Origin of the sequence: Natrinema marinum (assembly GCF_024296685.1) — an archaeon.
GTDB lineage: Archaea > Halobacteriota > Halobacteria > Halobacteriales > Natrialbaceae > Natrinema > Natrinema marinum.
The window spans coordinates 2,906,256-2,930,222 of sequence record NZ_CP100763.1; the positions used below are offsets into that span (position 1 = coordinate 2,906,256).

General features: G+C 63.8%; 22 protein-coding genes and 1 tRNA gene. 13 read left to right on the forward strand and 10 right to left on the reverse strand.

Features of this window, described 5'->3' with window-relative positions; all coding sequences use genetic code 11:
• Window positions 1-27 precede the first annotated feature (27 nt).
• The 3 genes from NKH51_RS14500 to NKH51_RS14510 form a co-directional block, all read right to left on the reverse strand.
• Window positions 28-888, reverse strand: coding sequence for a phosphatase PAP2 family protein (locus NKH51_RS14500; RefSeq protein ID WP_254762386.1), 861 nt, complete (start codon window positions 886-888; stop codon window positions 28-30).
• Window positions 889-1,131: 243 nt separating this feature from the next.
• Complete coding sequence (locus NKH51_RS14505) at window positions 1,132-1,851, reverse strand: Sjogren's syndrome/scleroderma autoantigen 1 family protein (protein WP_254762387.1); 720 nt, start codon at window positions 1,849-1,851, stop codon at window positions 1,132-1,134.
• Window positions 1,852-1,922: 71 nt separating this feature from the next.
• Window positions 1,923-2,381 carry a TIGR00725 family protein gene (locus NKH51_RS14510; RefSeq protein ID WP_254765161.1) on the reverse strand — a complete coding sequence of 153 codons (459 nt, stop codon included), beginning with the start codon at window positions 2,379-2,381 and terminating at the stop codon, window positions 1,923-1,925.
• 184 nt (window positions 2,382-2,565) lie between these two features.
• Here NKH51_RS14510 and mdh point away from each other — a divergent pair, with 184 nt between their 5' ends.
• Entirely contained in the window at window positions 2,566-3,480 is a 915-nt protein-coding gene (mdh, locus tag NKH51_RS14515; protein WP_254762388.1) for a malate dehydrogenase, read from the forward strand.
• 123 nt (window positions 3,481-3,603) lie between these two features.
• Here mdh and NKH51_RS14520 read toward each other — a convergent pair whose 3' ends face one another.
• Window positions 3,604-3,849, reverse strand: coding sequence for a ferredoxin (locus NKH51_RS14520; RefSeq protein ID WP_254762389.1), 246 nt, complete (start codon window positions 3,847-3,849; stop codon window positions 3,604-3,606).
• A gap of 510 nt (window positions 3,850-4,359) precedes the next feature.
• On the opposite strand from NKH51_RS14520, the gene NKH51_RS14525 reads away from it, so the two are divergent.
• From NKH51_RS14525 to NKH51_RS14535, 3 genes are all read left to right on the forward strand, one after another.
• Entirely contained in the window at window positions 4,360-5,007 is a 648-nt protein-coding gene (locus tag NKH51_RS14525) for a hypothetical protein (RefSeq protein WP_254762390.1), read from the forward strand.
• Window positions 5,008-5,353: 346 nt separating this feature from the next.
• The gene (locus NKH51_RS14530; RefSeq protein ID WP_254762391.1) at window positions 5,354-6,148 is read left to right on the forward strand and encodes a class I SAM-dependent methyltransferase; all 795 of its coding nucleotides are present in this window, start codon (window positions 5,354-5,356) and stop codon (window positions 6,146-6,148) included.
• Between the two features lie 93 nt (window positions 6,149-6,241).
• Complete coding sequence (locus tag NKH51_RS14535) at window positions 6,242-7,447, forward strand: inorganic phosphate transporter (RefSeq protein ID WP_254762392.1); 1,206 nt, start codon at window positions 6,242-6,244, stop codon at window positions 7,445-7,447.
• Between the two features lie 21 nt (window positions 7,448-7,468).
• On the opposite strand, the gene NKH51_RS14540 is transcribed toward NKH51_RS14535, so the two are convergent.
• Window positions 7,469-7,900, reverse strand: coding sequence for a universal stress protein (locus NKH51_RS14540; RefSeq protein ID WP_254762393.1), 432 nt, complete (start codon window positions 7,898-7,900; stop codon window positions 7,469-7,471).
• A 335-nt stretch (window positions 7,901-8,235) separates the two neighbouring features.
• On the opposite strand from NKH51_RS14540, the gene NKH51_RS14545 reads away from it, so the two are divergent.
• Window positions 8,236-10,650 (forward strand): ATP-dependent DNA helicase, encoded by a 2,415-nt coding sequence (locus tag NKH51_RS14545; protein ID WP_254762394.1) that lies wholly within the window; start codon window positions 8,236-8,238, stop codon window positions 10,648-10,650.
• Window positions 10,650-11,186 carry a KEOPS complex subunit Cgi121 gene (gene cgi121 / locus NKH51_RS14550; protein ID WP_254762395.1) on the forward strand — a complete coding sequence of 179 codons (537 nt, stop codon included), beginning with the start codon at window positions 10,650-10,652 and terminating at the stop codon, window positions 11,184-11,186. The genes NKH51_RS14545 and cgi121 overlap by 1 nt, the downstream gene beginning before the upstream one ends.
• A gap of 18 nt (window positions 11,187-11,204) precedes the next feature.
• On the opposite strand, the gene NKH51_RS14555 is transcribed toward cgi121, so the two are convergent.
• Together NKH51_RS14555 and NKH51_RS14560 are read right to left on the reverse strand one after the other, a co-directional pair.
• Window positions 11,205-12,002, reverse strand: a complete 798-nt coding sequence (locus NKH51_RS14555) for an iron-sulfur cluster assembly protein (RefSeq protein WP_254762396.1) — start codon at window positions 12,000-12,002, stop codon at window positions 11,205-11,207.
• Window positions 12,002-13,066, reverse strand: a complete 1,065-nt coding sequence (locus tag NKH51_RS14560) for an amidohydrolase family protein (protein ID WP_254762397.1) — start codon at window positions 13,064-13,066, stop codon at window positions 12,002-12,004. Before NKH51_RS14560 ends, NKH51_RS14555 begins: the two co-directional genes overlap by 1 nt.
• 186 nt (window positions 13,067-13,252) lie before the next feature.
• Here NKH51_RS14560 and NKH51_RS14565 point away from each other — a divergent pair, with 186 nt between their 5' ends.
• Both NKH51_RS14565 and NKH51_RS14570 read left to right on the forward strand, forming a co-directional pair.
• On the forward strand, window positions 13,253-14,296 hold the full coding sequence (locus NKH51_RS14565; RefSeq protein ID WP_254762398.1) for an NAD(P)-dependent alcohol dehydrogenase: 1,044 nt from the start codon (window positions 13,253-13,255) through the stop codon (window positions 14,294-14,296).
• A gap of 175 nt (window positions 14,297-14,471) precedes the next feature.
• A complete protein-coding gene (locus NKH51_RS14570) occupies window positions 14,472-15,839 on the forward strand; it encodes an oxidoreductase (RefSeq protein ID WP_254762399.1) in 1,368 nt (455 codons plus the stop codon).
• A 9-nt stretch (window positions 15,840-15,848) separates the two neighbouring features.
• On the opposite strand, the gene NKH51_RS14575 is transcribed toward NKH51_RS14570, so the two are convergent.
• The 3 genes from NKH51_RS14575 to NKH51_RS14585 all read right to left on the reverse strand — a co-directional run bounded on the left by NKH51_RS14575 (window position 15,849) and on the right by NKH51_RS14585 (window position 17,442).
• The gene (locus NKH51_RS14575) at window positions 15,849-16,547 is read right to left on the reverse strand and encodes a rhodanese-like domain-containing protein (RefSeq protein ID WP_254762400.1); all 699 of its coding nucleotides are present in this window, start codon (window positions 16,545-16,547) and stop codon (window positions 15,849-15,851) included.
• A gap of 129 nt (window positions 16,548-16,676) precedes the next feature.
• Window positions 16,677-16,749 (reverse strand) — tRNA-Gln (locus NKH51_RS14580).
• A gap of 135 nt (window positions 16,750-16,884) precedes the next feature.
• Entirely contained in the window at window positions 16,885-17,442 is a 558-nt protein-coding gene (locus NKH51_RS14585; RefSeq protein WP_254762401.1) for a homing endonuclease associated repeat-containing protein, read from the reverse strand.
• Between the two features lie 110 nt (window positions 17,443-17,552).
• Here NKH51_RS14585 and NKH51_RS14590 point away from each other — a divergent pair, with 110 nt between their 5' ends.
• From NKH51_RS14590 to NKH51_RS14610, 5 genes are all read left to right on the forward strand, one after another.
• Window positions 17,553-18,143, forward strand: a complete 591-nt coding sequence (locus NKH51_RS14590) for an IMP cyclohydrolase (protein WP_254762402.1) — start codon at window positions 17,553-17,555, stop codon at window positions 18,141-18,143.
• A 337-nt stretch (window positions 18,144-18,480) separates the two neighbouring features.
• A complete protein-coding gene (locus NKH51_RS14595) occupies window positions 18,481-19,149 on the forward strand; it encodes a metallophosphoesterase family protein (protein WP_254762403.1) in 669 nt (222 codons plus the stop codon).
• Window positions 19,150-19,349: 200 nt separating this feature from the next.
• Window positions 19,350-19,859 carry a serine O-acetyltransferase gene (cysE, locus tag NKH51_RS14600; RefSeq protein WP_254762404.1) on the forward strand — a complete coding sequence of 170 codons (510 nt, stop codon included), beginning with the start codon at window positions 19,350-19,352 and terminating at the stop codon, window positions 19,857-19,859.
• Window positions 19,860-19,912: 53 nt separating this feature from the next.
• The gene (locus NKH51_RS14605) at window positions 19,913-22,873 is read left to right on the forward strand and encodes a hypothetical protein (protein ID WP_254762405.1); all 2,961 of its coding nucleotides are present in this window, start codon (window positions 19,913-19,915) and stop codon (window positions 22,871-22,873) included.
• A gap of 285 nt (window positions 22,874-23,158) precedes the next feature.
• Entirely contained in the window at window positions 23,159-23,569 is a 411-nt protein-coding gene (locus tag NKH51_RS14610; RefSeq protein WP_254762406.1) for a hypothetical protein, read from the forward strand.
• The last annotated feature ends 398 nt before the right edge of the window (window positions 23,570-23,967 follow it).

Genomic DNA, 23,967 nt, shown 5'->3' on the forward strand with positions numbered 1-23,967 from the left:
ACCGACGGCACGGCAACCGCGTGGATATCAGTCGTCGGACTCCGAGGCGATTCCGTCCGTCGCCTCGTCTATCGTTGGCGTCGGGTCGGCCCCGCCCTCCGCCCGGCCGACGATCCGTTCGGCCGCGAACACGCTGCCGACGGCGAGGAGGATGCCCGCGATCACGTCGATCAGCCAGTGAATTCCCAGGTACATCGTCGAGAAGACGACGCAGGCCGTCACGAACGAGGCGATCGGGAACCAGCGCGGGTACTCCTCGCGCGACCGCCAGGCGAGTAGCATCACGACGACCGCCAGCGAGGTGTGCAGCGACGGGAAGACGTTCGTGTTGGCCGATACGGCTGCCGTCAGGTCCTGTGTCTGCGGGTAAAACGAGTACATCAGACCCGAGACGGACGAGAGGTGATTGCGCGGGCCGTAGACGACGAACAGCGTGTAGCACAGCGAGCCGATCACGTAGTTGAACACGTACGCGACGAGGAGTTCCTTCAGGTGGCGCTGGTTCGGCAACATGAAGTAGAGGATCGGCGCGGTCACCAGCAAGAACGGGAACCCGAACATGTACATCGCCGAGAAGAACTCGAGCGTGACCGCTTGCGGGACGACGTCCTGCAGGACCGCGACGAACTCGCCTTCGATGGCGTAGATTGCCGCGGTGAGATCCCAGTCGAGTTGTTTCGAGATCCGCAGACTGAGTCCGTGTGTCGCTCGTTTTGCCAGGAAGAACAGCGCCGCGACGCCGAGATACGGCGCGATTTCGAGAAGCCGATCGTCGAGTTCGGCCGCGGTTCGGCGGAGACTGGTTCGGTCGAGACAGAGCGTGCCAGTCCCGACGAGGCCGGTGCAAACGACGAGTACCGTGAGTAGTACGACGAATCCGAGTGCCATCTTAGGTATGGTGTGGGTTACGTGACCGGAGACCGGTCGCGACGAGCGCGCCGGCGACTGTGGAGGGCGAGCGGCGGTCGGTACCCGACTGCCGGCGTCCCGACCGGCCGAACGCGATTTGTCGAACGATCATATATTTTTGCTAAACTTATATCTATTGGTATATGTTTGCCGTCAGGGTCGATCGACACGGCATCGTCCGGACCCGGGGAAAGCGGACGCGTCCCGCCGTATCGGACTCCATCAGCGAAGCGTCGACAGCGTCTCGCTGGCCTCGCGGGCCGCCTCGAGGCAGTCACGCGCGTATCGGGGATCGTCGGTCGCGGCGGCCTCCGCGGCGAACTTCTCGAGGGCGCGGACGAGGTCGTCGCGGGCGGCCTCGAGGTCGTCGTCGACCGCGGCGGGGCCGCGACGGGACGGGGCGGCGTTGGACTGAGTGGGCGACTGGCGGTCCCGCGACGAGGTCGACGACTGCGGTGCTGGGTCGGTGCTCGCGGCGGCCGCCTCGGATCGAGAGTCGCGGGGGTCGTCGGCGCGGCGCTCGTGACGGACGGTGGTCGATTCCGTACCGGCGTCGGTCGTCGAGTCGGCCGCGGCGTCGACGGCCTCCGGCGTGGGTGCGTTCGTCGCGTCAGCACCCGTTTCGTCGGCGCGTCCAGCGTCGGCCGTCGCTTGCCCGGCAGCCTGTCCCGCGCCAGCGTCGTCCGTCGGCTGGCCCTCGGCCGGTCGGGCCTCGAGGTCGGTCCCCTCGACGGCGTCAGGGTTGCCGTGACAGCTGGGGCAGAAGGTGGTCTCGTTCTGCTGGAAGAGGGGATCGCCGCAGGTGCCACAGTGGGCGTTGGTCATCGTCGCACCCTTGAGCAGGAGGTCGCTCATGCGCTGGGTCGCCTCGCGCTCTTTCTGGTCGCGCTCGTACTTCTCGCGAAGCTTCTCGCGCTCGGCTTCCTTGTCGAAGTCGCTCATATCCGTTGAGACGTGTCCAAGCGTCGAAAAAGCTGCGACAACCGACAGTCAGCGCGACGCGACGGGTCCGATTACTGTTCAACGGCAGCTTCGGCCGCGTCGACGGCGGCCACCGGCGTCTCGACGGCCTCGAGGTCGATCTCGAGCCCCGAGAGGTCGTGCGTCCCGAGGCCGACGACGGGTCGGTCGTAGACGCCGGCCAAGCCGATCTCGGAGAGCGTGCCGACGCCGCCCGCGAGCGCGATGACGGCGTCGCCGTTCAGCGGGACGAGGGCGTTTCTGGCGTGGCCGAGCCCGGTGGCGATGGCGATGTCGACGTAGTCGTTCGCCCGCTCGCGGTGCTCGCCCGGCAGGATGCCGATCGTCGTCCCACCTTCGGTTTTCGCCCCGCGACAGACCGCTTCCATCGTCCCGCCCCGCCCCCCGCAGACAACCGTGTGCCCGCGGGCGGCGAGTTCGCGTCCCACCGTGTTTGCTCGAGTCGTCTGTTCGTCCGTGATCGTGCCACCGCCGATGACGCTGACGCGCATACCGGGCTGACAGACGTGAGCGCGGGGTTTGGTCGGTTCGGTCTCGAGGGGGCCGGAGATCCGACCGTGAGACGCGAGGTGGCGATCACCGGATTCGACGGCTGTCGTAATATACATCGTCGAACTGTCGGAAGTCGTGGGTTTCGACGGATTTAACGCGGAGGCAGGTGGAGGGTTACGTGGTATGACGAAAGTTAGCGTGGTCGGCGCGGCCGGCACCGTCGGGGCCGCCGCAGGCTACAACATCGCGCTTCGGGACATCGCGGACGAACTCGTCTTCGTCGACATTCCGGACAAGGAAGACGACACGATCGGACAGGCGGCCGACGCCAACCACGGCGCGGCCTACGACTCGAACACGACGATCCGGCAGGGCGGCTACGAGGACACCGCCGGCTCGGACGTCGTCGTCATCACGGCAGGGATTCCGCGCCAGCCGGGCCAGACCCGGATCGATCTGGCGGGCGACAACGCGCCGATCATGGAGGACATCGGCTCCTCGCTGGCCGAGCACAACGACGACTTCATCACCGTCACCACGTCGAACCCGGTCGACCTCCTGAACCGGCACCTCTACGAGACCGGCGACCGCGCCCGCGAGAAGGTAATCGGCTTCGGCGGCCGGCTCGACTCCGCCCGCTTTCGCTACGTGATCTCCCAGCGCTTCGACGCCCCCGTCCGGAACGTCGAGGCGACCATCCTCGGCGAGCACGGCGACGCCCAGGTCCCCGTCTTCTCCAAGGTGCGGGTCAACGGACGGGACCCCGCGTTCGACGAGGACGAGAAAGAAGACCTCCTCGAGGAACTCCAGACTTCGGCGATGAACGTCATCGAGAAGAAGGGCGCGACCCAGTGGGGCCCAGCGACCGGCGTCGGCCACATGGTCGAAGCCATCCTGCGCGATACCGGCGAGGTGCTGCCAGGCAGCGTCAAGCTCGAGGGCGAGTTCGGCCACGAGGACACCGCCTTCGGCGTCCCGGTCAAGCTGGGCGCCGACGGCGTCGAGGAGGTCGTCGAGTGGGACCTCACGGAGTACGAGCGCAACCAGCTCGGCGAGGCCGCCGAGAAGCTCTCGGAACAGTACGACAAGATCAACTAAGTCCGACAAGCGGCGGTGACGGCCACGCTGTATCGTCGCGACGACGTTCCGCTGGCGGACAGCAATGGTCGTTCAGTATCAGCAAAGAGAAACGAACGTAGGTGAGTTCGCGCGAGCCACCGGTCAGGGGATCAGCTGCTCGCCGTCGTCATCGTAGATCCGAATCGCGTCGACGGGACAGGTTCGGGCGGCGAACTTCGCGTCGAGTTCGGCGTCTTCGGGCACCTCGCGGACGAAAACCCCGTCCGCTGTCTCCTCGCTCCCCTCGAGGACGGCCTTCCCTTTCGATTTGTCCTTCTCGAAGGCGTCCCACTCGGCGACGCACTGGAACATCCCGATACAGGTGTCCTCGTCGTACTCGACCTTCATGCGCGAGGGTTGGGTCGATCCCCGTAAATCGTTAGCGGTCGTTCGTCATCTTGACTGCCACTGGACGGGAGAACGCGGTGAACGTTCCTCGAGTTACGATTGTCGTATGGACACTACCGATACGGATGTCGGACCCGGGGTCGAAAAGTATCAGTCGATCTCGGTAACAAAAAGGATTCGATCACGAGCCGCCATCATCCGATATCGGGACGGTCTGCGGTTGGTGTACCGAGCGCCCCAAATTTCGGTTTGTTCTACACATATAATATCCATATTACGGTTTTCAGATTGTGAATATACTGACAGGGAATTAACTATAGCTGCGAGCAATAACCAGATGGAATGCGAGGGCGAAGAAAATTCCTGTTATCTGCAGGGTCACTGGCGACGATTAGTACGATTGGAACAGTAAGTGCAAGTAAGCGAGATACGGAACTTTCGACTGAGAAAGTTAACAGAGAGTTCCTTTCAGGCATCACTGAAAACGGAGCACGAGGGGCAAAGCAAGCATTGGAGGATCTTGGATTGGATCCAACTGTTGAAGAAAGCAAACTGGCCAACCGTGACGTATCTGAAGACGATCAACAGGTTAGTCCGCAGTACGTCTACGGCGATCCGGAGGATACTGATTCCTCACTCGTCGTTTCTTCAAGTCCAGCGATAGGTAGCGACCCCGAAGTGTGGATGAGTGTTAGTATGTTCCTCGAGGATCCCAAGTACACGCTTAGAAACTCGTGGTGGTGTCCCGACGCCATCGGTGTCGGGTACAATGCCAATGATTGGGCTGCTGTGGGAGAACCATCTGTCCGCGCGACTCATGACCATACAGCAAAATACACGGCTGAAGACGTCGCCGATGATGCACTTGCTGGCACCGTAGAATTGAAAGACCACTCCGACAAGCAATACGGTAGTGGCGCGAGTGACAGGCTCCCAGATGCTACCGTAGGCTTAACTGGAAAGTTCAAATTGAGAGAGGATAAGGTGCCAACCACACTCTGGGGATCCTACACGCATACCTTCTCTCCGGATCCCACCGGGTCGATCAAGAATATCTCGGGTGGAAAAAATGGACTTGGGGTGGAAGTCAGCCTTTCTGCCGCAAAGGCGTGGAGTAAGGCTCTTCCCACGGATCCCAAGGATGACCTCCCAGACTGAATAGGCGATAATATTTATACCGGTCTGAATATTATTTACGACATGGTTAACGACAGTGAATTATCCAGCAAAGCACATCTCCGTGCAATTCGTTCTACTATAGCTGCCCTAGCACTTGCAGTTCTAGCAGCCGCGCTCATTCTTCATGATGAGCCCCTTGCCTTTCCGTTTTTGATCGCTACGATAGTTGTTCTCATCTATTCATTTCTTCCAACACTCTTGCATTCATAGCACACTTTCTTTGAAAGTGAAATAATACCGCTAAGAAAATTTATCGTGCGCCCTGCGAGGACAGAAACCATAGATAAATCAATTTTTTATTATCGGTTGTCCTCTCGACTCAAGCATGGAAGAGAACGGTCCCAAATCTGCCGGATTGCGACCGGCGGACCCACTGGGACGAGCGATGCTCGCCCACCACCGCGACACGCCGGGCCGGCTGACCTATCGTGACGGCGCGGACGTACAGGACGGTTCCGTCGCCGAGTTCTACTTCTCGAGTGCGGAGTCGTGGGATCGGGAAACGATCGACCTCCTCGAGCGATTGACCGACCACGAACCGGTACTCGACGTCGGCTGTGGCGCGGGAAAGCACCTCCTGTGGTGGGCCAACCGCGGCGTCGAAGCAGTCGGCGTCGACGTGAGTCCGAACGCCGTGCGCACGGCCCGCGAACGCGGACTCGAGGGCGTCTTCGTCGGCGACATGTTCGACCTGCCGGTCGCGACGGGCGCGTTCGGAGCGGTTCACGCCGTCGGGACGCAGATCGGGCTCGGCCGGTCGCTGGCCGGCATCCGCGCTCTGCTCGCCGAGTTCGCTCGCGTCACCGACATCGACGGGGTCGCCGTCGTCGACAACTACGACCCGACGCGGCTGGACGCGGACTTCTTCGGCTACCGCTCGGACCCCCGCGAGGGGATCGCCCATCGGTGTTTCCACCTCGAGTTCAAGCACGAGACCGCCGACGGCGAGCAGCGGCGGGAGATCGGGCGGACGCTGCAGTTCCTGCTGTGCTCGCCCGCCCGACTCCGGGAGGCGACGATCGGAACGCCGTGGGGCGTTCGCGACGTGCTTCGAGACGACGCAAACCGAACGGACGAGGAGGCGGCTCACTACAGCACGGTGCTCGAGAAGACCAACTGAGAGGAGCGACTGAATCGCGACGAACGGGCGACCGACACGATACCGAGGGAACGCTTTTCCAGTCGGTCGTGGAACGACGAGGTACGAGACCGAATGGTCGCACTATCTTTCGCCGTCCTCGTCGGGACCGCGATTCTCACCTGTCTGTTCATGGCGTGGGTACTCGGGGCGAACAGCAACTCGCCACCCTTCGCGCCCGCGATCGGCGCGAACGCGATCTCGACGATGCGAGCGGCGTTCGTCATCGGACTGCTCGCCGCCGCGGGGGCGCTGATGCAAGGCGGGAGCATCTCCGAAACCATCGGAGCGGACCTGATCAACGGCGTCACGATCACGCCGCTTGCAGCCACCGCGGGCCTGCTGACGGCGGCGACGTTCATGGCGGTCGGGATCTACACGCGGTATCCGATTCCAGCGGCGTTCGCGACGACGGGCGCGATGATCGGTGTCGGGCTCTCGCTGGGCGGCGACCCGGCGATGGCCACCTACCGGCGGCTCGGGATCTTCTGGGCGCTGGTGCCGATCATGTCCGGCGGGCTGGCGTACGCGACGGCGACGATCCTGCGGCGCGACGACGTTCCCGAAACGGTCGGGGTCCCGCTGCTGGCCGGCATCGTCGGCGCGATCGTCGCCAACGTTCGGCTGGGCGTCATCCCCGATCCGACGGCCGCACAGGGCACCCTCGCCGGCTTCGTCGCCCGACAGTTCGGCGGCGGTCCGACGCTCGCCGCGGGCATCGATCTCGGAACCGTCCTCGTGACGATCGCGGTCGGTGCCCTCGCGTTCGTGTGGGTTCGCGCTCGCGTTCGTGTCTCCGTCGAGGACGGCATCCGCTCGTTCCTGCTGGTCCTCGGCGGCATCGTCGCCTTCTCGTCGGGCGGCTCCCAGGTCGGGCTCGCGACCGGCCCCCTCGAGAACCTCTTTCGCGCCGAACTCGGTCTGCCGGGGATCGTCCTGCTCGCGATCGGTGCGGCCGGCATCCTCGCCGGCGCGTGGATGGGCGCGCCGCGATTGCTGCAGGCGACTTCGCGAGAGTACGCCCAACTCGGCGTCCGGCGCTCGATCGCGGCGCTGGTGCCGGGCTTTATCATCGCCCAGATCGCGATCGCGCTCGGCATCCCCATCTCGCTGAACAACATCGTCCTCTCGGGCGTGATCGGCGGCGGACTCGCCGGCGGCTCCGCGGGCGTCTCGCGGCGCAAGATCGGCGTCACGATCGCCTTCTGGCTACTGACGCTCGGGAGTTCCGTCGTCGTCGGCTACGGGCTCTACCAGGCGTTCGCGATGGTCATCGGGTGAGCCGCGAACGCCGCCGCCCGCTCACTCGAGGACGGTCACCGGCTCCGCCGTCCGTTCGACCACCGTCGCGGCGATCCCGCGGCCAAGAAACCGCCTGAGGAAGCCGTCCGCGCCGCCGCCGGAGCCGGCCATCACGACGTGGTCGATCCCTTCCTCGGACGCGTAGCGGGGGACGACGTTCGCGGGTCGCCCCTCGGCCGTCTCGATCCGGACGCGGTCGGTCGCGTCGGGAGCGACCGACTCGAGCAGGTCCGTCGCGCTGGCTCGTGCCTCTGCAGAGCGTTCCTCGTCTCGCTCGAGGACGCCGCCCTCGCTGAGCGGGGCGCCAAGCGGCGTGACGACGGCGAGTAGTGTGATCTCGGCGTCGGGGAACGTCTCTATGGCGTAGGCGAGCGCCTCGTCGGCTCGTGGGCGGCCGAGCGTGGGAACGAGAACGCGGTCAGGATCGACCATGGACAGGGGTTCGGTCGCCGGTCCCATCGATCTGTCGCCCCTTCTATCGTGTTTGTCAGGTAAACGTCGAGGGAAGGGTGGGAAGGAAGCGTCCTGCTATCGCGCCAATATGGCGTCGCCACGCCCTCCCCAGCCGATTCGCTCACTTCATTCGCTCATCCCTCGCACGGAGATTGTCGGCCGCCCTCACTGACGTTCGATCGGTCGACAGCGCGCGCCACCGCATGCCGCTCGATCGGTTCGAGGTACTCCATCCGTTCATCGAACGCTCGAGAGGGCGTGCCCGCGGTCGGCGAGACGACAGTTTAAACCACGGGACGCGCCAAGGACGGACAATGAATATCGAGGAGCTGTCGGGGCTCCCGCCCGGTGCGACCCGTCACTTCCGGGAGGAGGGCATCGAGGAGCTCTACCCGCCCCAGGCCGAGGCGGTCGAGGCCGGCGCGACCGACGGCGAGAGCCTCGTGGCCGCCGTCCCCACCGCCAGCGGGAAGACGATGATCGCCGCCCTGTCGATGCTGTCAGCGATCGAACGCGGCGGGAAGGCGCTCTATATCGTCCCGCTGCGGGCGCTCGCCAGCGAGAAAAAGGAGGAGTTCGAGGCCTACGGAGAGTTCGGCGTCACGGTCGGCGTGACGACCGGCAACTACGAGAGCACCAGCGACTGGCTCGCGACGAAAGACATCATCGTGGCGACCAGCGAGAAGGTCGACTCGCTCGTGCGCAACGGCGCGGACTGGCTCTCCGAGCTGACCTGCGTCGTCAGCGACGAGGTCCACCTGATCGACGACCGGAATCGCGGCCCGACGCTCGAGGTGACCCTTGCCAAACTCCGGCAGCTCAACCCGCGCATGCAGGTGGTCGCCCTCTCGGCGACGGTCGGCAACGCCGACGAGATCGCCGACTGGCTCGACGCCGCGCTGGTCGACACCGACTGGCGGCCGATCGACCTGCAGATGGGGGTCCACTACGGCAACGCCTTGAACTTCGACGACGGCTCGACCAGAGAGGTCCCCGTGGAGGGGAGCGAGAAGCAGGAGGCCGCGCTGGTCCGCGACATCCTCCAAGAGGGGGGCTCCTCGCTCGTCTTCGTCAACTCGCGGCGCAACGCCGAGGCGGCCGCGCGGCGGCTCGGCGGGGTCTCGAAAAACGAACTGACCGCCGAAGAGCGAACCGAACTCGCCGAGTTGGCCGACGAAATTAGAGACGACAGCGACACCGAGACCAGCAGGGACCTGGCCGACTGCGTCGAGCGCGGCGCAGCCTTCCACCACGCCGGCCTCTCGAGCACCCAGCGGAGCCTCGTCGAGGAAGCCTTTCGCGATCGGCTGCTGAAGGTCATCTCGGCGACACCGACGCTCGCGGCCGGGGTCAACACGCCGGCTCGGCGCGTGATCGTCCGCGACTGGCGGCGCTTCGACCCGAGCGCCGGCGGGATGGCTCCCTTAGACGTCCTCGAGGTCCACCAGATGATGGGCCGAGCGGGCCGTCCGGGCCTCGATCCCTACGGCGAGGCCGTCCTCCTCGCGAAAAGCCACGACGAGAGCGAGGAGCTGTTCGACCGCTACATCTGGGCCGATCCCGAGCCCGTCCGCTCGAAGCTGGCGGCCGAGCCCGCACTCAGAACGCACGTGCTCGCGACCATCGCCTCCGGCTTCGCCCGCACACGTGAGGGACTCCTCGAGTTCCTCGAGGCCACCCTCTACGCGAGCCAGTCGAGCGAAGCCGGCCGGCTCGAGACGGTGACCGACACGGTCTTACAGTACCTCGAGTCGAACGACTTCATCGAACGCGAGGCGCGTAGCGCCTCGGAATCCTCGAGCGGTTCACCGCGAGAGCGCGAGGGTAGTGACGACGACGCTGCAGCCGACGACGGCGGCGCGTTCACCTCCGCGGCCGATCTCGCCGACAGCGCCGGCCGAGACGAGTCGCTCGAGGCAACCAGCCTCGGCCACACCGTCTCGCGGCTCTACCTCGATCCGATGAGCGCCGCCGAGATCGTCCACGGGCTCGCAGACGCCGACGAGCGCCCGACCGCGCTCGGCCTCTACCAGTTGATCTCGCGGACGCCGGACATGTACGAACTCTACTTGCGCTCGGGCGAAGACGAGAAATTCGGCGAACTCTACTACGAGCGCGAGGCCGAACTGCTCGGCGATGCGCCAAGCGAGTTCGAGGAGGAGCGCTTCGAGGACTGGCTCTCGGCGCTCAAGACGGGCACGCTGCTCGAGGATTGGGCCGAGGAAACGGACGAAGAGCAGCTGACTGACCGGTACAAGATCGGGCCGGGCGATCTGCGGGGGAAAGTCGACACCGCCGAGTGGCTGCTCGGCGCGGCCGAGTCGCTGGCCGCCGAGATCGACAGCGAGTGGACGGTCGCGGTCCGGGAGGCCCGCGCCCGCGTCGAACACGGCGTCGGCGAGGAACTGCTCGAGCTCGTCTCGGTCGGCGGCGTCGGTCGCAAGCGCGCCCGACGGCTCTACGACGCGGGAATCGAGGAACCCGCGGACCTGCGAACCGCGGACAAGGGTGTGGTCCTCAGCGTGTTGAAAGGCGAGAAAACAGCGGAAACCATCCTCGAGAACGCCGGTCGCGAAGATCCTTCGATGGACGGCATCGAGCCGACATCGTCGGGGTCGGGTACCAGAAGCGCCACGGCTGATTCGGGTGAAGGGGCGAACGACGACGATCGGCCCCTGACGGAGGCGACCGAATCCGACGAGAGCCAGTCCAGTCTGGGTGATTTCTGATGGAGCTACTCGAGTGCCGACTGACGATCGACGACCTCGATTCGTTCGTGGCCGATCTCGGCGATCTCGGCGACCGCCACGGCGTGACGATACAGGCCTTCGACGCCCGCTACGTCGCGGATCGGCGCCACCTCGAGCGGGCCGTCGAACTCGCGGATCGCGCCATCGAGCGCGGCGAGAACGTCGCGCGGGACCGCGCCGTCGAGATCCTGCTGTACGCCGCCGGCCGCCGACAGATCGACCGCGCCCTCGAGATGGGCGTCGGCGAGGGCGACAATCGGGCCGTGATCCTCGTCGACGGGAGCAGCGGTTCCACCGGAAGCGAAGCGGGTCGCGGCGAGGAAGACGAAGCGGCCGCCCTCGAGGAGGTCGCCGCTCTCGAGGCTGTCACGTCGACCGAACCGACGCTCGAGGAGTCCGACGAGGAGACGCTGTCGTCCTTTTTCGAGATCACCGACGCCGAGCGCGGGGCGACCGACGCCTCGCTGTCGGCGCTGGTCCGCGAGCGCGTGGCGCTGCTCGAAGTCGAGAAGTAGCCCGCGGGCCGACCGCCGTCAGTCGTCGGCCGACTTCTCGAGTCGCCCCTCCCTCGCCTCTCGGAGGCCGTCGCAGATCCCGCCCTGACTCGACATGTTGACTTTAGCGAGTCGGCCGCGTCGGCGGACGAGGTCGAACGCGTCGGGGTCGATCGGCTCGCCCTCGGGCGTTCGGAAGAGTCGATCGTCCGGGTCGGAGACGAGGCCGGTCTCGCGGGCCTTCTCGAGGTAGCGCTCGATCGGGGCCGCCGGCGCGGTGACGGCGAACGAGCGATCGCCGACGTAGACGGCGACGGTCTCGTCCGCGCCGTCGGCCGCCGTCCCGCCGTCGAGTCCCTCGAAGTCGCGTCGCCGGAGGGCAACGATCGCGTCCGGATCGAGACCCGCCTCGAGCAGCGCCTCGACCGCGTCGTACTGGCGCGCGACTCGAGCCTTCTCGTCGAGTTCGGCGCGGACCGCGGCGACGTCGCCGTCGGCGTCGGGAAACGCCTCGGCGAACGAGCGGCGTTCGTTGACGCCGCGGGTGATCTCCGTCTCGTGCATGTGCGCGGTGAGCGTGATCCGGGCGGTCTCGACGGTCGGCAGGGACTCGACCTCGTCGCGGGCGTCGACGGCCATCATCCAGGCGAACGCCGGCGAGCACCACGCCGTCGGGAGCGTGAACTCGACCGCGACGCGGGCGCCGTCGATCTCGATCCGATCGACGTACTCGAGGGCGACGATCGAGCGGTCGAGTTCCGGGTCGGTGACGCGGTCCAGTCGGTCGCGGACGGCCGCTCGGCTGGGTTCGGGCGTCGCGCGTTCGGTCCCGGTCATCAGTCGTCGGCCGCCGCGGGTTCCTCGCCGGCGTAGTGGTCTCCGAGACCGAACTCCCGGCTGATCTCGTCGTCCTGGAACGCTCGGCGCTTCGCTTCGATGTCGATGTCGTAGAGGTCGGCCGCGTTCTCGCCCATCACCTTCCGCTTGGTCTCGAGATCCCACTCGACGCCGTACTCCGTGCGGTGTTCCTGCGTGAGTTCGGCCTCGAGGACTTCCTCGACGAGCCAGTCGGGGTTCCACAGCGCGTAGTCCGAACCGAACAGGATGCGGTCCTCGCCGAGCCACCAGAGCAGTTCGGACATGATCTCGGAGAACTTGCCCGGCCGGTTCTGGGCGAACGGCGCGGCGACGGCCAGGCCGCCGTAGACGTTGTTCTCCTGGGCGGCGATCCAGCAGAAGTCGTCGAGCCGCGGGAGACCGACGTGTTCGACGATGAAGTTGAGGTCGGGGAACGACGAGGCCGCGTCGTCGACGTCGGCGACGTCGAATGCGTCGCGGTTCAGCGGTCGAATGGTCGGTCCCTTGTGGGCGTGGATGTTCTCGATGCCGAGTTCGGCGCACTTCTCGAGGTAACGGAACGCCTCCTCGTCGTCGAGTCGCCACCCCTTCGAGTCGCCGCGCCACTCCGCGGTGTAGAGCTTGACGCCCGGGATGTCGTACGCCTCGTGGAGTTCCTCGAGGTACTCGAGGCCCGCCTCCCCGTCGCGGGGGTCGAAGGAGCCGTTGAGGACGAACCGCTCCGGATACTCGGTCGCGAGGTCGGCGTTCTGCTCGGTGGTGTTGAACCCCTCGACGTAGAAGTCAGAGAGGTACGTCGGTTGAAAGATCGCCATATCCGTGGCCGCGTTTCCGAACAGGTCCTCGACCATCCGGTCGGGGCCGTACTTCCGGTACTCCTCGATGCTCCACTGGCGATCTTCCGGCGTGAACGTCGTGTGATAGTCGTAGAAACACTGGATGAACTCCTCTCCGCCGTCGTGGTCGATGTTCTCCGCCGTCGCGTCCCACAGGTGTACGTGCCCGTCGATGACGAATATCTCCTCGCCGTTGTGCTGGTACATGGCACAGTGTATATCGTTACCACACCACATTACTCTTTTTCAGACACGACTGAGTTACGACCTGATAGCGATTTTCGCCCTCCACATGAGTTTTCACCGGACTCTATATCAACTATTGAACACTCACACGAAGCGAAACGGGTGGTGAACGTTATGACCGATGACGGTGAACTGTGACCCAGTCCCATGCAAGCAGCCAGGCTCCACGAGTACACCGACGACATGAGCGACGCGCTGCGAATCGACGAGGTCGACCGCCCCGACATTGAGCAGTCCGACGGGGTCCTAGTCGAGGTCGAGGGCGCGGGCTGGTGCCAGACCGACAACCACATCATCGAGGGAATGTGGGCCGACTACGCGCCACAGGACCTGCCGATGACGCTCGGCCACGAGAACGCCGGCGTCGTCGCCGAGACCGGCGACGAGGTGACGCTGGTCGAGGAGGGCGATCCCGTGATCTGCCATCCCGTCCAGACCTGCGGCATCTGTCGCCCCTGCCGGCTCGGCGAGGACATGTACTGCGAAAACAGCGCGTTCAACGGACTCACGACCGACGGCGGCTTCGCCGAGTACCTGCAGACCAACGAGCGCGCGGTGATCCCCCTCCCCGACGGCGTCGATCCGACCGACATCGCGCCCCACGCCGACGCTGGAATCACGGCCTACCACGCCGTGAAGAAGGCGGTCAATGAACTGAACCCCGGCGATACCAGCGTCGTCATCGGCGTCGGCGGCCTCGGCCACATCGGACTCCAGTGTCTCGAGGCGATGAGCGCCGCCGACATCGTCGCCGTCGACATCAAAGACGAGGCGCTCGAGTTGGCCGAGGATCTGGGGGCGCGACACACCGTCAACTCCGCCGAGGAGGAGGTCGCCGACGTCGTCGCGGATCTGACCGACGACGAGGGGGCCCAGCAAGTGATCGACTTCGTCGGCGGCGACGAGACGACCGGGATGGCACCCGACATCGTCGCCGCCGGCGGCGACCACCACGTCGTCGGCTACGGCGGTCACGTCCACCAGCCCAGTCAGGCGCTGGTCAACGGTGAGTTCTCCTACCGCGGGACGCTGGTGGGCAAGTACGCAGAGCTCCAGGAACTGGTCGCGCTCGTGGACCGTGGGGCGGTCGAACTCCGCACCGAGCGCCACGACTTGGGCGAGATCAACGCGGTCGCCGAGCGACTCGAGCACAACGAGATCGAAGGGCGAGCGGTCGTCCTCCCGCCCTGATGGACAGCCGTCGCCGCGTCGCCGTCGCCGCGGACGGCTCGTTCGATTTCGCTCCTGACGGTCGGTCGAAAACACGGGGCGGTTCGCGACGGCCAGTCTACGGCGATCGGCGCGCCGACGGGAACGAACTCGGAATCGGCGCTACGCTCTTGTGTGACCGTCCGATACGCCCTGCATGGCCACGCTCGAGGACCCCATCGAGATCGGCGATGTCACGGTCCCCAATCGACTCTACCGCGCGCCGTTGCTCGAGTGTGCGGGCAACGGCCCCGACGCGGTCGACGCGCTGATCGACGACCTCGAGCCCGCCGCGGCGTCGGGCGTCGGGCTGCTCTGTCAGGGCGCGACGATCGTCCGCGGCGAGGGGGGCTGTGCCGCGCCGGGGATGACACGCGTCCACGATCCCGACTTCGTCGAGGGGCTGTCGCGGCTGACCGACCGCATTCACGACCACGGGAGTCGGCTCTTCGTCCAACTCGAGCACGGCGGCCTGCGGAGCATGGAGACCTGGCACGCCGAGTATCGCGAGGAGCATCCGGACATAGAGCAACTCGCCGTCTCGCAACCGCCGTGGCAGTTGCGGTCGCTGGATCGGCTCGGCTTTCTCGACTACGAGCCACACGTCTTGACGACTGACGAGGTGTACGACCTCGCAGCGGACTTCGGCCGCGCGGCCGCCCGAACCGTCGAGGCGGGCTACGACGGCATCCACCTCGCCGGGGCGAACATGGGGATCGTCCAGCAGTTCCTGTCGCCCTTCTACAACCGCCGCGACGACGAGTTCGGCGGTTCGCCGGAGGCCCGCCTCGAGTTCCTCGCGGTCGTCCACGACGAGATCCGCGAGCGGGCCGGGGACGTGCCGATCATGACCAAGGTGCCGGCCGAGACGCCGGCACCCCCATCGCCGGTCGTCCGCCGGAAACTCTCGCTCGAGGACGGGGTCGAGATCGCTCGTCGACTCGAGCGGATCGGCTACGACGCGGTCGTCCCCGTTCAGACGTCGGTCGCGTGGGACATGAGCATCGTCCGCGGGGAGTATCCGGCTCGAGCGTGGGAGAACGAAGCGCTGCGTGAGGGGTACGACGCGGCCTTCGGCGGGCCAGCCCGGAGGCGACTCGTCGCGTTGGCCAATCGCGTGCAGTCGTTGCAGTACGACTTCGAGCCGGCGTGGAACGAGGACTTCTGCCGGCGGGTTCGCGAACAGGTGTCGATTCCGGTCTTGGCGGAGGGCGGCATTCGCGAGCGGGCGCAGATGGATCGATTGTTGGGCTCGAGCGAGACGGGAGCATACGGCGACAGCCACGGAGTGCCGGCCTGTGATATGGTCGGGATGGCCCGCCCATTCTACGCCGAACCGCGGCTGGGCGCGCGGCTGCTCGATTCCGATTCCGGGACCGAGAACCCGCGCGTCGTCTGTGAGAGCTGTAACAACTGCACGGTTCCACAAGTGACGGGCGCACCGGGGATCTGCCGGACCCCGGACGTGCTTCGAAAACGGGGCGAACTCGAGCGAGCGGGAGCGTACGAACGGTCCGAAACGTAGCGGGTCGGCTCAGGCCGTAATCGTGGTGCTCGTCAGCTCCTCGAGGGTTCCTTCGACGGTGTAGTCGGGGGCTTCGACTCTGAATCTGGAATCGGTCGAGCCGGCGTAGTGAAGCTGCAGGGTGTAAGAACCGTCGCCGGCGATCGGTGCTGCTTCGCGGCGGTCGGCGTCGACTTGCTCGAGCATGACCATCTCCCCAGTGTGGGCTGCATCGGACCGGCCCCGGATCGTGTAGGTCGTCCTGTTCGCCGAGACGTTCGCTCCCTCGATCGGATAGCCGCGATCGATCCACGCATTCAGTCCCTCGTCGATCGCGTATGTGCGTTCGTAGCCCGCGTCGATCAGCGCTGCGGCGCGCATCGTCGAGAGGTGATGAGGACACGCACAGTAGGTCACGATCTGCGTGTCGGTCGCCCACTCCTCGACCGGATCGTTCTCGGTCCCAGTCGGAGCCGGCGAGAAGACGGCACCCGTGATGTGGACCGCGTTGTACTGATCTCGGCCGCGTGCATCAGCGAACTTCGCCTCGTCGTTTTCGTACCACTGATACACGTCGTCGACCGGTGCCAGCGGTACCTTCGTCCCGTCGGTGGTCGTCGTTTCGTACCCGTACTCGTTGGCCGGCGTGCCACCGTTGCTTCCGAGACAGCCGGCAACCCCGCCGATCGCCGCCGTCCCTCCAATAGCGAGGAACGTCCGTCGATTCATATTCGAGAACTAATGACGGCGACGAGATATGGCTTCTGGTGACGCCACAGTTACCGCTGGACCCCTTCGTTTCAACTGGAGATCAAAGGACTGGGGAACGAGACAACTCGAGTCGAAACGCGAGAGAAGTAGTCCCACCAGGATTCGAACCTGGGTCGAAGCCCCCAGAAGGCTTCAGGATTGGCCGCTACCCCATGGGACTTGACATGTTCCGTCGGCCTTCGTCTCCGACGGCGTAGTGACCTATAGTTCGGTTCCGTATTAGAGTGTTACGAACTCGGTTGCAGTCCGGAACCGATAGGCGGATTCGAATACTGAATCCGAGTTGCGTTCGCAATTACGACATTTCGGTGTCAGAATGTTCTTTCCGGTGGCAGTTCGCACAGAGAACGATACACTTCTCGATCTCGTTTTCGATTCGGTCTTTCGCGTATCCGAAGGCGATCATCTTCCCGACAGCCATTTCTTTTCGCCCCTCGTCGACGTGATGGAAGTCGAGGCAGACCGGGTTCGTCTCGTCACAGCGAGCACAACCGCCACGCATTCGTTGCAGTCGGTTCGCCCAAGCCCTGTGTGATTCTCGCCTTTCGAGCGAACGCTCGGTATTCCAGTCGGCGTTTTTATAGTGCCACCGCTGGTCGACGGAAAGCTCCTCCCACGACGTTCCGTCGGGAAGATCGACATCGTCCGGCTTCGAACCGACGCGTGCCCCTCTCGAGGGGTTTGTCTGTAGCCCCGCCATCTCTTTCGCGTCGTTCCACCCGCCACACGTCCGAATGATCGTCGCGGAAGCCGGTGTCAGCCCTAGTTCCTCGTACTGTGCTTTCGTCGGCGATTCGCCGAGGCGATCGGCCGCCTCCTGCAGCGCCTCGAGGCACTCGTCTTCCGTCGTCACACCGCCGTTGGCCGCGGCATCGCCTATAAATTCGCAGACGATAGGAGCGATGTTCGCCCCCTCGAGCGCGAACCGACATCCCTTTTCCCCTCTCGCGTCCATCCCCGAATATGTACGTCGGACGATTCGTCGTCGTCGGCCCCGATGTCGGGGCGTACCGCGTGTCGTCGCGGTCGTTCCCGAACCGCGAGATCACCGCTCGAGAGGAGGCGCTCACGGTCGGTCCCACCGAAGACGCTCCCGAGACGGACAACCCCTACGTCTCCTACAACTGCCTCCGCGTCGTCGAGACGCCGACGGGCGAGACCGCGACGTTCGGTAACGGCTCGCACGTCGATCCGATCGCGGAGAAACTCGAGTTGGGCTATCCCGCCCGCGATGCGCTGGCCGAGAGCCTGCTGGCGCTCGACTACGAGAAAGACGACTACGACACGCCCCGGATCGCGGCGACGATCGGCGGCGGTGGCGAGGCGCTGATCGGTACGATCCGGAAGGACGCGCTGCTGGTCGAGACCGTCGATGAGCCGACGCTGGTCGCGACCTACGAGAAAGACGCGCCGGAGCCGATCGAACTCGAGGCGGGAAGCGCCGAGGACGCGGCGACGGAGGCCTACGACCTCGAGTTCGAACACGCAGTGTGTGCGGCCGGCGTGGCCCGAACCGAGGACGGGTTCGAGACGGCACTCGAGAACGGCGACTGAGTTCCGAGCCTCCCTCGTGAACTGCTGTCTTCGTTCAGTGTCCGGATGCGTACACGTAGCGTCGTGCAATGATGAGGCCAACGACGCACCCTGCTACCGTGGACACGGGGGATTGCCACGTCCTCCCCAGCCGATTCACTCGGTCACTGCGTTCCCTCGTTTATCCCTCGCACGGCTTCCTGCTGCGGTTCGCCGGTGACTCACCGCAGCACAGCGCGCGCCACCGCACGGCGGTGGACTAGCCCGGAGTGACGTGTAGTTCCCATCGGTGCCCACAGTCGGGTTCGGGGCGACTACCGGATAACCTACAAATCCCTCGCGGCTCTTACCCTCGAGCATGAAGGTCGGACTCATTTCGGATATCCATGGCAATCGGGTCGCCCTCGAGGCCGTCCTCGCGGACATGCCAGCGGTCGACGCGCTGTACTGCGCCGGCGACGTGGTCGGCTACAACCCCTGGCCGGCGGACTGCGTCGACGAGTTGCGGGAACGGAACGTGCCGACGGTGATGGGCAACCACGACGCCGCGGTCGCCGCGGAGACCCCCTTCCGGTTCAACGGGATGGCCAAAGCGGGCGTCGAGCACGCGAAGAATCAGCTCTCGGAGGGGCACCTCGAGTGGCTCGCTTCGCTGCCCGGCGAGCGCTGCGAGTGCGACGGACGGGTGAAACTCGTCCACGGGCATCCGGACGATCCCGACCGGTACACCCGGTATACGTACCCCAGAGAGTTCTCGCCCCGAATGCTCGGCGACGAAGACGTGCTGGTGCTCGGCCACACCCACGTCCAGGGCGCAAAGCAGTTCGCGGAGGGAATCGTGGTCAACCCCGGCAGCGTCGGCCAGCCTCGCGACGGCGATCCGCGGGCGGGCTACGCCGTCGTCGATCTGGATGCCCTGACCGTCGACACTCACCGCGTCGAGTACGATATCGAGGCGGTCCAGGAGGCGGTCGGCGAGGCCGGCCTCCCCGACCGCATCGGAACGCGGCTGGCTCGCGGCGAGTGAGCCGCGAGGGGGCGAAACGAATCTTTTTACACTGCTCCCACGGCTACGTTCGGCTATGGTAGCCACCGGCCCCACCGCGTGTCTCGACAGGAACTATCCGCGTCGCGCCGCGGGCCGGTGTTGTCGGTCGCCGACGCGGTCGTCGGGTCGCGGCCAGCGGCGTCGCGAGATCGAGTCCGCGGTGGCGATCGGCGAGGGCGATGTGTAGGCGCATCCGCGAAGACGTGCGCGCGATGTGCGAACGCGATCCCGCCGCGACAGGGTGGCTCGAGGTCCTGCTCGGCTATCCGGGGCTGCACGCCGTCTGGATGCACCTACTGTGTCACCGGCTCTGGAACGCCGGCTTCGGGCTGACCGCGCGGCTGCTCTCGAACCTCGTGCGATTCCTAACGGGCGTGGAGATCCATCCGGCCGCCGAGATCGGCCGCCGGGTGACGATCGATCACGGAATGGGCGTCGTCATCGGCGAGACGGCCGAGATCGGCGATGACGTCCACATGTACCACGGGGTCACCCTCGGCGGCGACGCGAACGAACCGGTCAAGCGACATCCCACGGTCGAATCGGGCGCACAGTTGGGCGCGAACGCGACGCTGCTGGGCGACATCACGATCGGCGAGGACGCGGCCGTCGGCGCCGGCTCGGTCGTCACGGGGGACGTAGAACCAGGCGCGACCGTCGTCGGCGTGCCGGCGGAGCGAGTGGACTGAGAAATCGGCGGTGACGGTCCGCCGGCAACGAGACATCCTTCGACCAGGCCGAGGTGACGATTCCGATCGACGAGGGCGCGCTCGAGCGAACCGATGGAAACCTGTCGGTCTACAAGTGGGATCCGAGCACAGACGGGCGGTGGCACAAGGTCGAGACCGAGATCGACGCGGACAATCTGACGGCGACGACCAACGTCTCTTCGTTCTCGTTCTTCACGATACTCGAGTCCTCGTTCATCCCGTCAACCGGGGACAAAACGGCGCTCGAGTGGCCCCAACTCGAGGATTTCGAGTCGGCAGCGAGATGGGATCAGGAGGGGAACGTTTCGGTCACCGACGGCCACGTAACGCTCGCTAGCGAGGCCGAGAACAGCAATGGCGGTGGCGGCGGTGGTATCGGCGGCGGTGACGACGGTGACAGCGGAAGTGGCGACGGGGGCGATACCGGTGACGATCCACCGGAAATCTGTCTGCCGATCGTCGGCTGTTGGTCGGTTCCGTGGCTCCCCTTCTCGTCCGCGTCGGCCACGGAGACGGCGTCCGAGGTTGCGACGCAGGGCAGCGGCGAGAGTGCACGGCTCACCCGCACGTTCGAAATTCCGGCCGGCGCGGAGCGCGTCTGGTTCGAGACTCGTGCCTCGAGTACTGTCTCGGAGGGGAGCACTGCGATCGTCGTGACCGGCGAGTCCGACACCGAAATCATCGACGTGAACGAGCAGGGGTCGACGGGCTGGCAGACCCACGAGGCGGACTTGTCGGCGTTCGCGGGCGAAGAAGTGACGGTACAGCTCGAGACCCAGGGGACCGCCGAACTGACGGTCGATTACGTCGGGACCCTCGTCGACTCCAGCGGGAGCGGCTTCCCGGACGAAGTCGAGAAGCTGGATCTCAGGATGCCCGCTGGCGGCGACGGCGTCGTCGGCACACCGCTCGATCTGGATCCGACACAGGCGGATACGAGCGGTAACGGCCTTCGCGACAGCGAGGTCGTCGACATCGAGTGGCGGTACGAAGAGTACGATGCAGGGAAACAGATACTCGCAGCGGAGGTCACCGGTGCCAAAGCTCACCCCGCGCGGATCGATACGACGAGTGACGGGCTGACGGATAGACAGCAACTCGAGGGCTGGGAGGTCGAGGTTATCGACAACCACGATGCTGCTACGGAATTACACAAGATCAATACCGATGAAGATGATAATCGGGATTCCTTACAATTCTTCGAGACACAGACGGTAAAGGCGAATCCGCTGGTCAACAACTCAGACCACGACAGTCTCTCTGACGTTAGGGAAGCGGACCTCGGAACCGATCCAGAATCGAGAGACACGACTGGTGATGGGATCAGTGATGACGAGGCACTCGAGTCAGTTCGCGAAGATCCGACGGTGTTTACCACGACACCCCCAAAGGCACGGTTAGTAGACTATCGACAGTGGTCGGAACCGCCGAGCTTTGATTGGGACCCTGGGCTGGAGTTACCCGATACCGAGGGTCCAAAATGGTACTTCGAGTATACCTTTGTTGTTGAGGACAAGGCTGGCATTGCTGAATACGAAGTAACACGCGAAGGTACAACAATCGCTAGTGGCGGAAGATATTGTCCTAATGTTATCTCTGGCGTCGCGCCCTACGAATCCCTCTGGGAGGGCTCGATGACCGCTCTGCGGGGGTCAAAGTCGGAAATCTACGTCGAAGATGTTCACGGGAACTCCCAGCGAAAGCTGCTCTATGCGCAGACATCGGTCTACGGAAATCTTGCCAAAGAGGGGGTCCCCGCTCAGGATGTGGGCCGACTTTCAGGATTCACCCACAGTGCATCCGAACTTCCGGAGTTAGTCCACTTGGTGTTGACACAACCTGTCGAGACAGGAAACGCAATCTATGCGTTCCGCAAGGGAATTGGTGTAGAGTTATTACAGCAATTAATTTCAAATCTGCCTGCGAGTGTTCGCGATCAACAGCGTCTAGACAACCCCTACACCGACGGAAATAGCGCCTGTGACCCTGGAGATACGAAGTGTCTGCAGTACGCACAGGGCTGGTATGAGGGATACGTTGTCCATTTCGTCGCTTCCGTAGCGTATGGAGGCACTATTACGAGAGGGATCAGCAAAGCAACGGGGGTCTCAAAGCGGCTCAAAGCCGCACGGAAAGCTTACACACCCACGTTACGCGTCACGCGTGTATCGAAAACGGGGCGTGTATCACAGAAGGTGCTTGCTGATGGTGGCCGCCGAATAACGCTGCCTGATGGTGGTCGGATAGTCGACAATGTCCCGAAAGTGAGTACTGCAGGAAAAACAGCGGCGATCGTGAAGCGGCTTGACGATGTCGATACAGCAGTACTGAAGAAACTAGATGGGGCGCAGCGAACAGAGTTGTTGCGCCACCTCGGACGCTATCAGAACGGTGTTCGGCTCGTTGATGATCTCGGTCCGCAACGCACGGACGAATTCTTCTCCCTGTCGGTGCGACAGACAGACAACGCACAGCTTCGGGAGAACTTGTTCCGATTACACGGCCAGGGCGTCTCGTCAGCCAAGATCGATCGATTCGTTCAGAACGCTGATGAGTTGCAAGGGACAACCGGTCTTTCGGATGTCGTCGAGAGCATAGTGCGAGGCGGAGGAAAGAAGAACTTCCGAGGAGCGGCTGCCGAAGCTGATGTCGCAGCGACGATTAAACGAAGTAATACACGCCAGATCGTTCAGCTTTCACGTGATATCTCAGTTGACGGTGTTGGATCGTCTGAACTCGACCTCGTGCTAAGAGACGGGACGACGATAGAAATAAAGTCGGGAGACCTGAAGCTAGATCCAACCCAGAAAGGTGTACAGCAACGTCGGTTCAATCGCCTGGCGAACCAGCTAACTGTTCACCAGCAGTACCGCAGAGCGAATATGCAGGGAGGTAAGGGATACGTGATCATCAGAGGAAAAACAAGCAAACGAGTTGATCAACTGATCAGTGACCGAGACCTTCTGCAGACGACAGTAGAGGAACTCATCTGAATGACCGAATGTCACCATACTCTTGAAATCGTCCCTAGCCAGCCCCTGTCAAATTCAGAACAGCACGAGTACCTCGAGTGGGCGTGTCATAGGTGGTGTCACGATTCTTCATCTGTGCGGTATTCGTGTCCGGCTACCGATGTCTGGTTCGATGAGGAAGTGCCCTTGTCACATGCGGTAAACGCGATTGTCACGCACGGTTCGGGAACGATCACTGGTCTTCAGAGCGACGGCCTGGCATTCACCATTTCGATCGGGATGGGTTCGCTCGAAGGAGTAGACAGCATGACGGTCTCAACGGAAGAATCAACGTTCAAATCCGCTTCGACGACTGGCGACCGTGGAGATCGCGTTGACGAATGGGTCAGTCTCATGAAGTTGTTCTACAAGCGATTCGATGCGGTGCTCGCATTCGCGACGATTGAATCCGTCGACGAGGCCGGAACAGGTGAACTCGAATTTCGGTTAACGGCAGACGACGTTCGTAACCGCCGAATTTCGGATGTGTTCTGGCTTATGATCCTTGAATCTAAATTCGTCCAAGCGATCCAGTTGGAAGACGTATACAATGATCCAAACGTCGAAATCGAAGTGCTAGCCGATGAAAGCCTGCTCGTTCAGTTCGTTGCCAACCCACTCGATTTTGGACCAGAACGTAAACGACAACTTCGGAAAATACTATTGAGCTCATCTTGATATGAGGTAACCCCTTTGGTTTATAGTATAGATAGTACCAACTCGAAGAATATACCAGCAGAATGTCGATAAAATGGTATTCGGATTTGAGATCTAGCTGATGAGCGATTCGAAGCTGACGCACTCGTTCGTCCGGGACATCCGAACCAATCACAGTCAATTCATGGAGAATGAGAATGAGGACCACGCGAGAGTTTCCACCGACAGCGGCGTCAATTGGGACTTCATCATTCCATCAGACGCGACTACGTGCTCCGAACAGTCGAACGAAATGACGGAACTCTGTTCGAAGTTGTTGTGTTCGTTTGGTGAGTTCCTATTACCTGTCGGACTAACGTATCAGCTCCGAGTATATCCGAAGAATCAAAGCCTTCCATATGGAGATAACACGTCCAAAC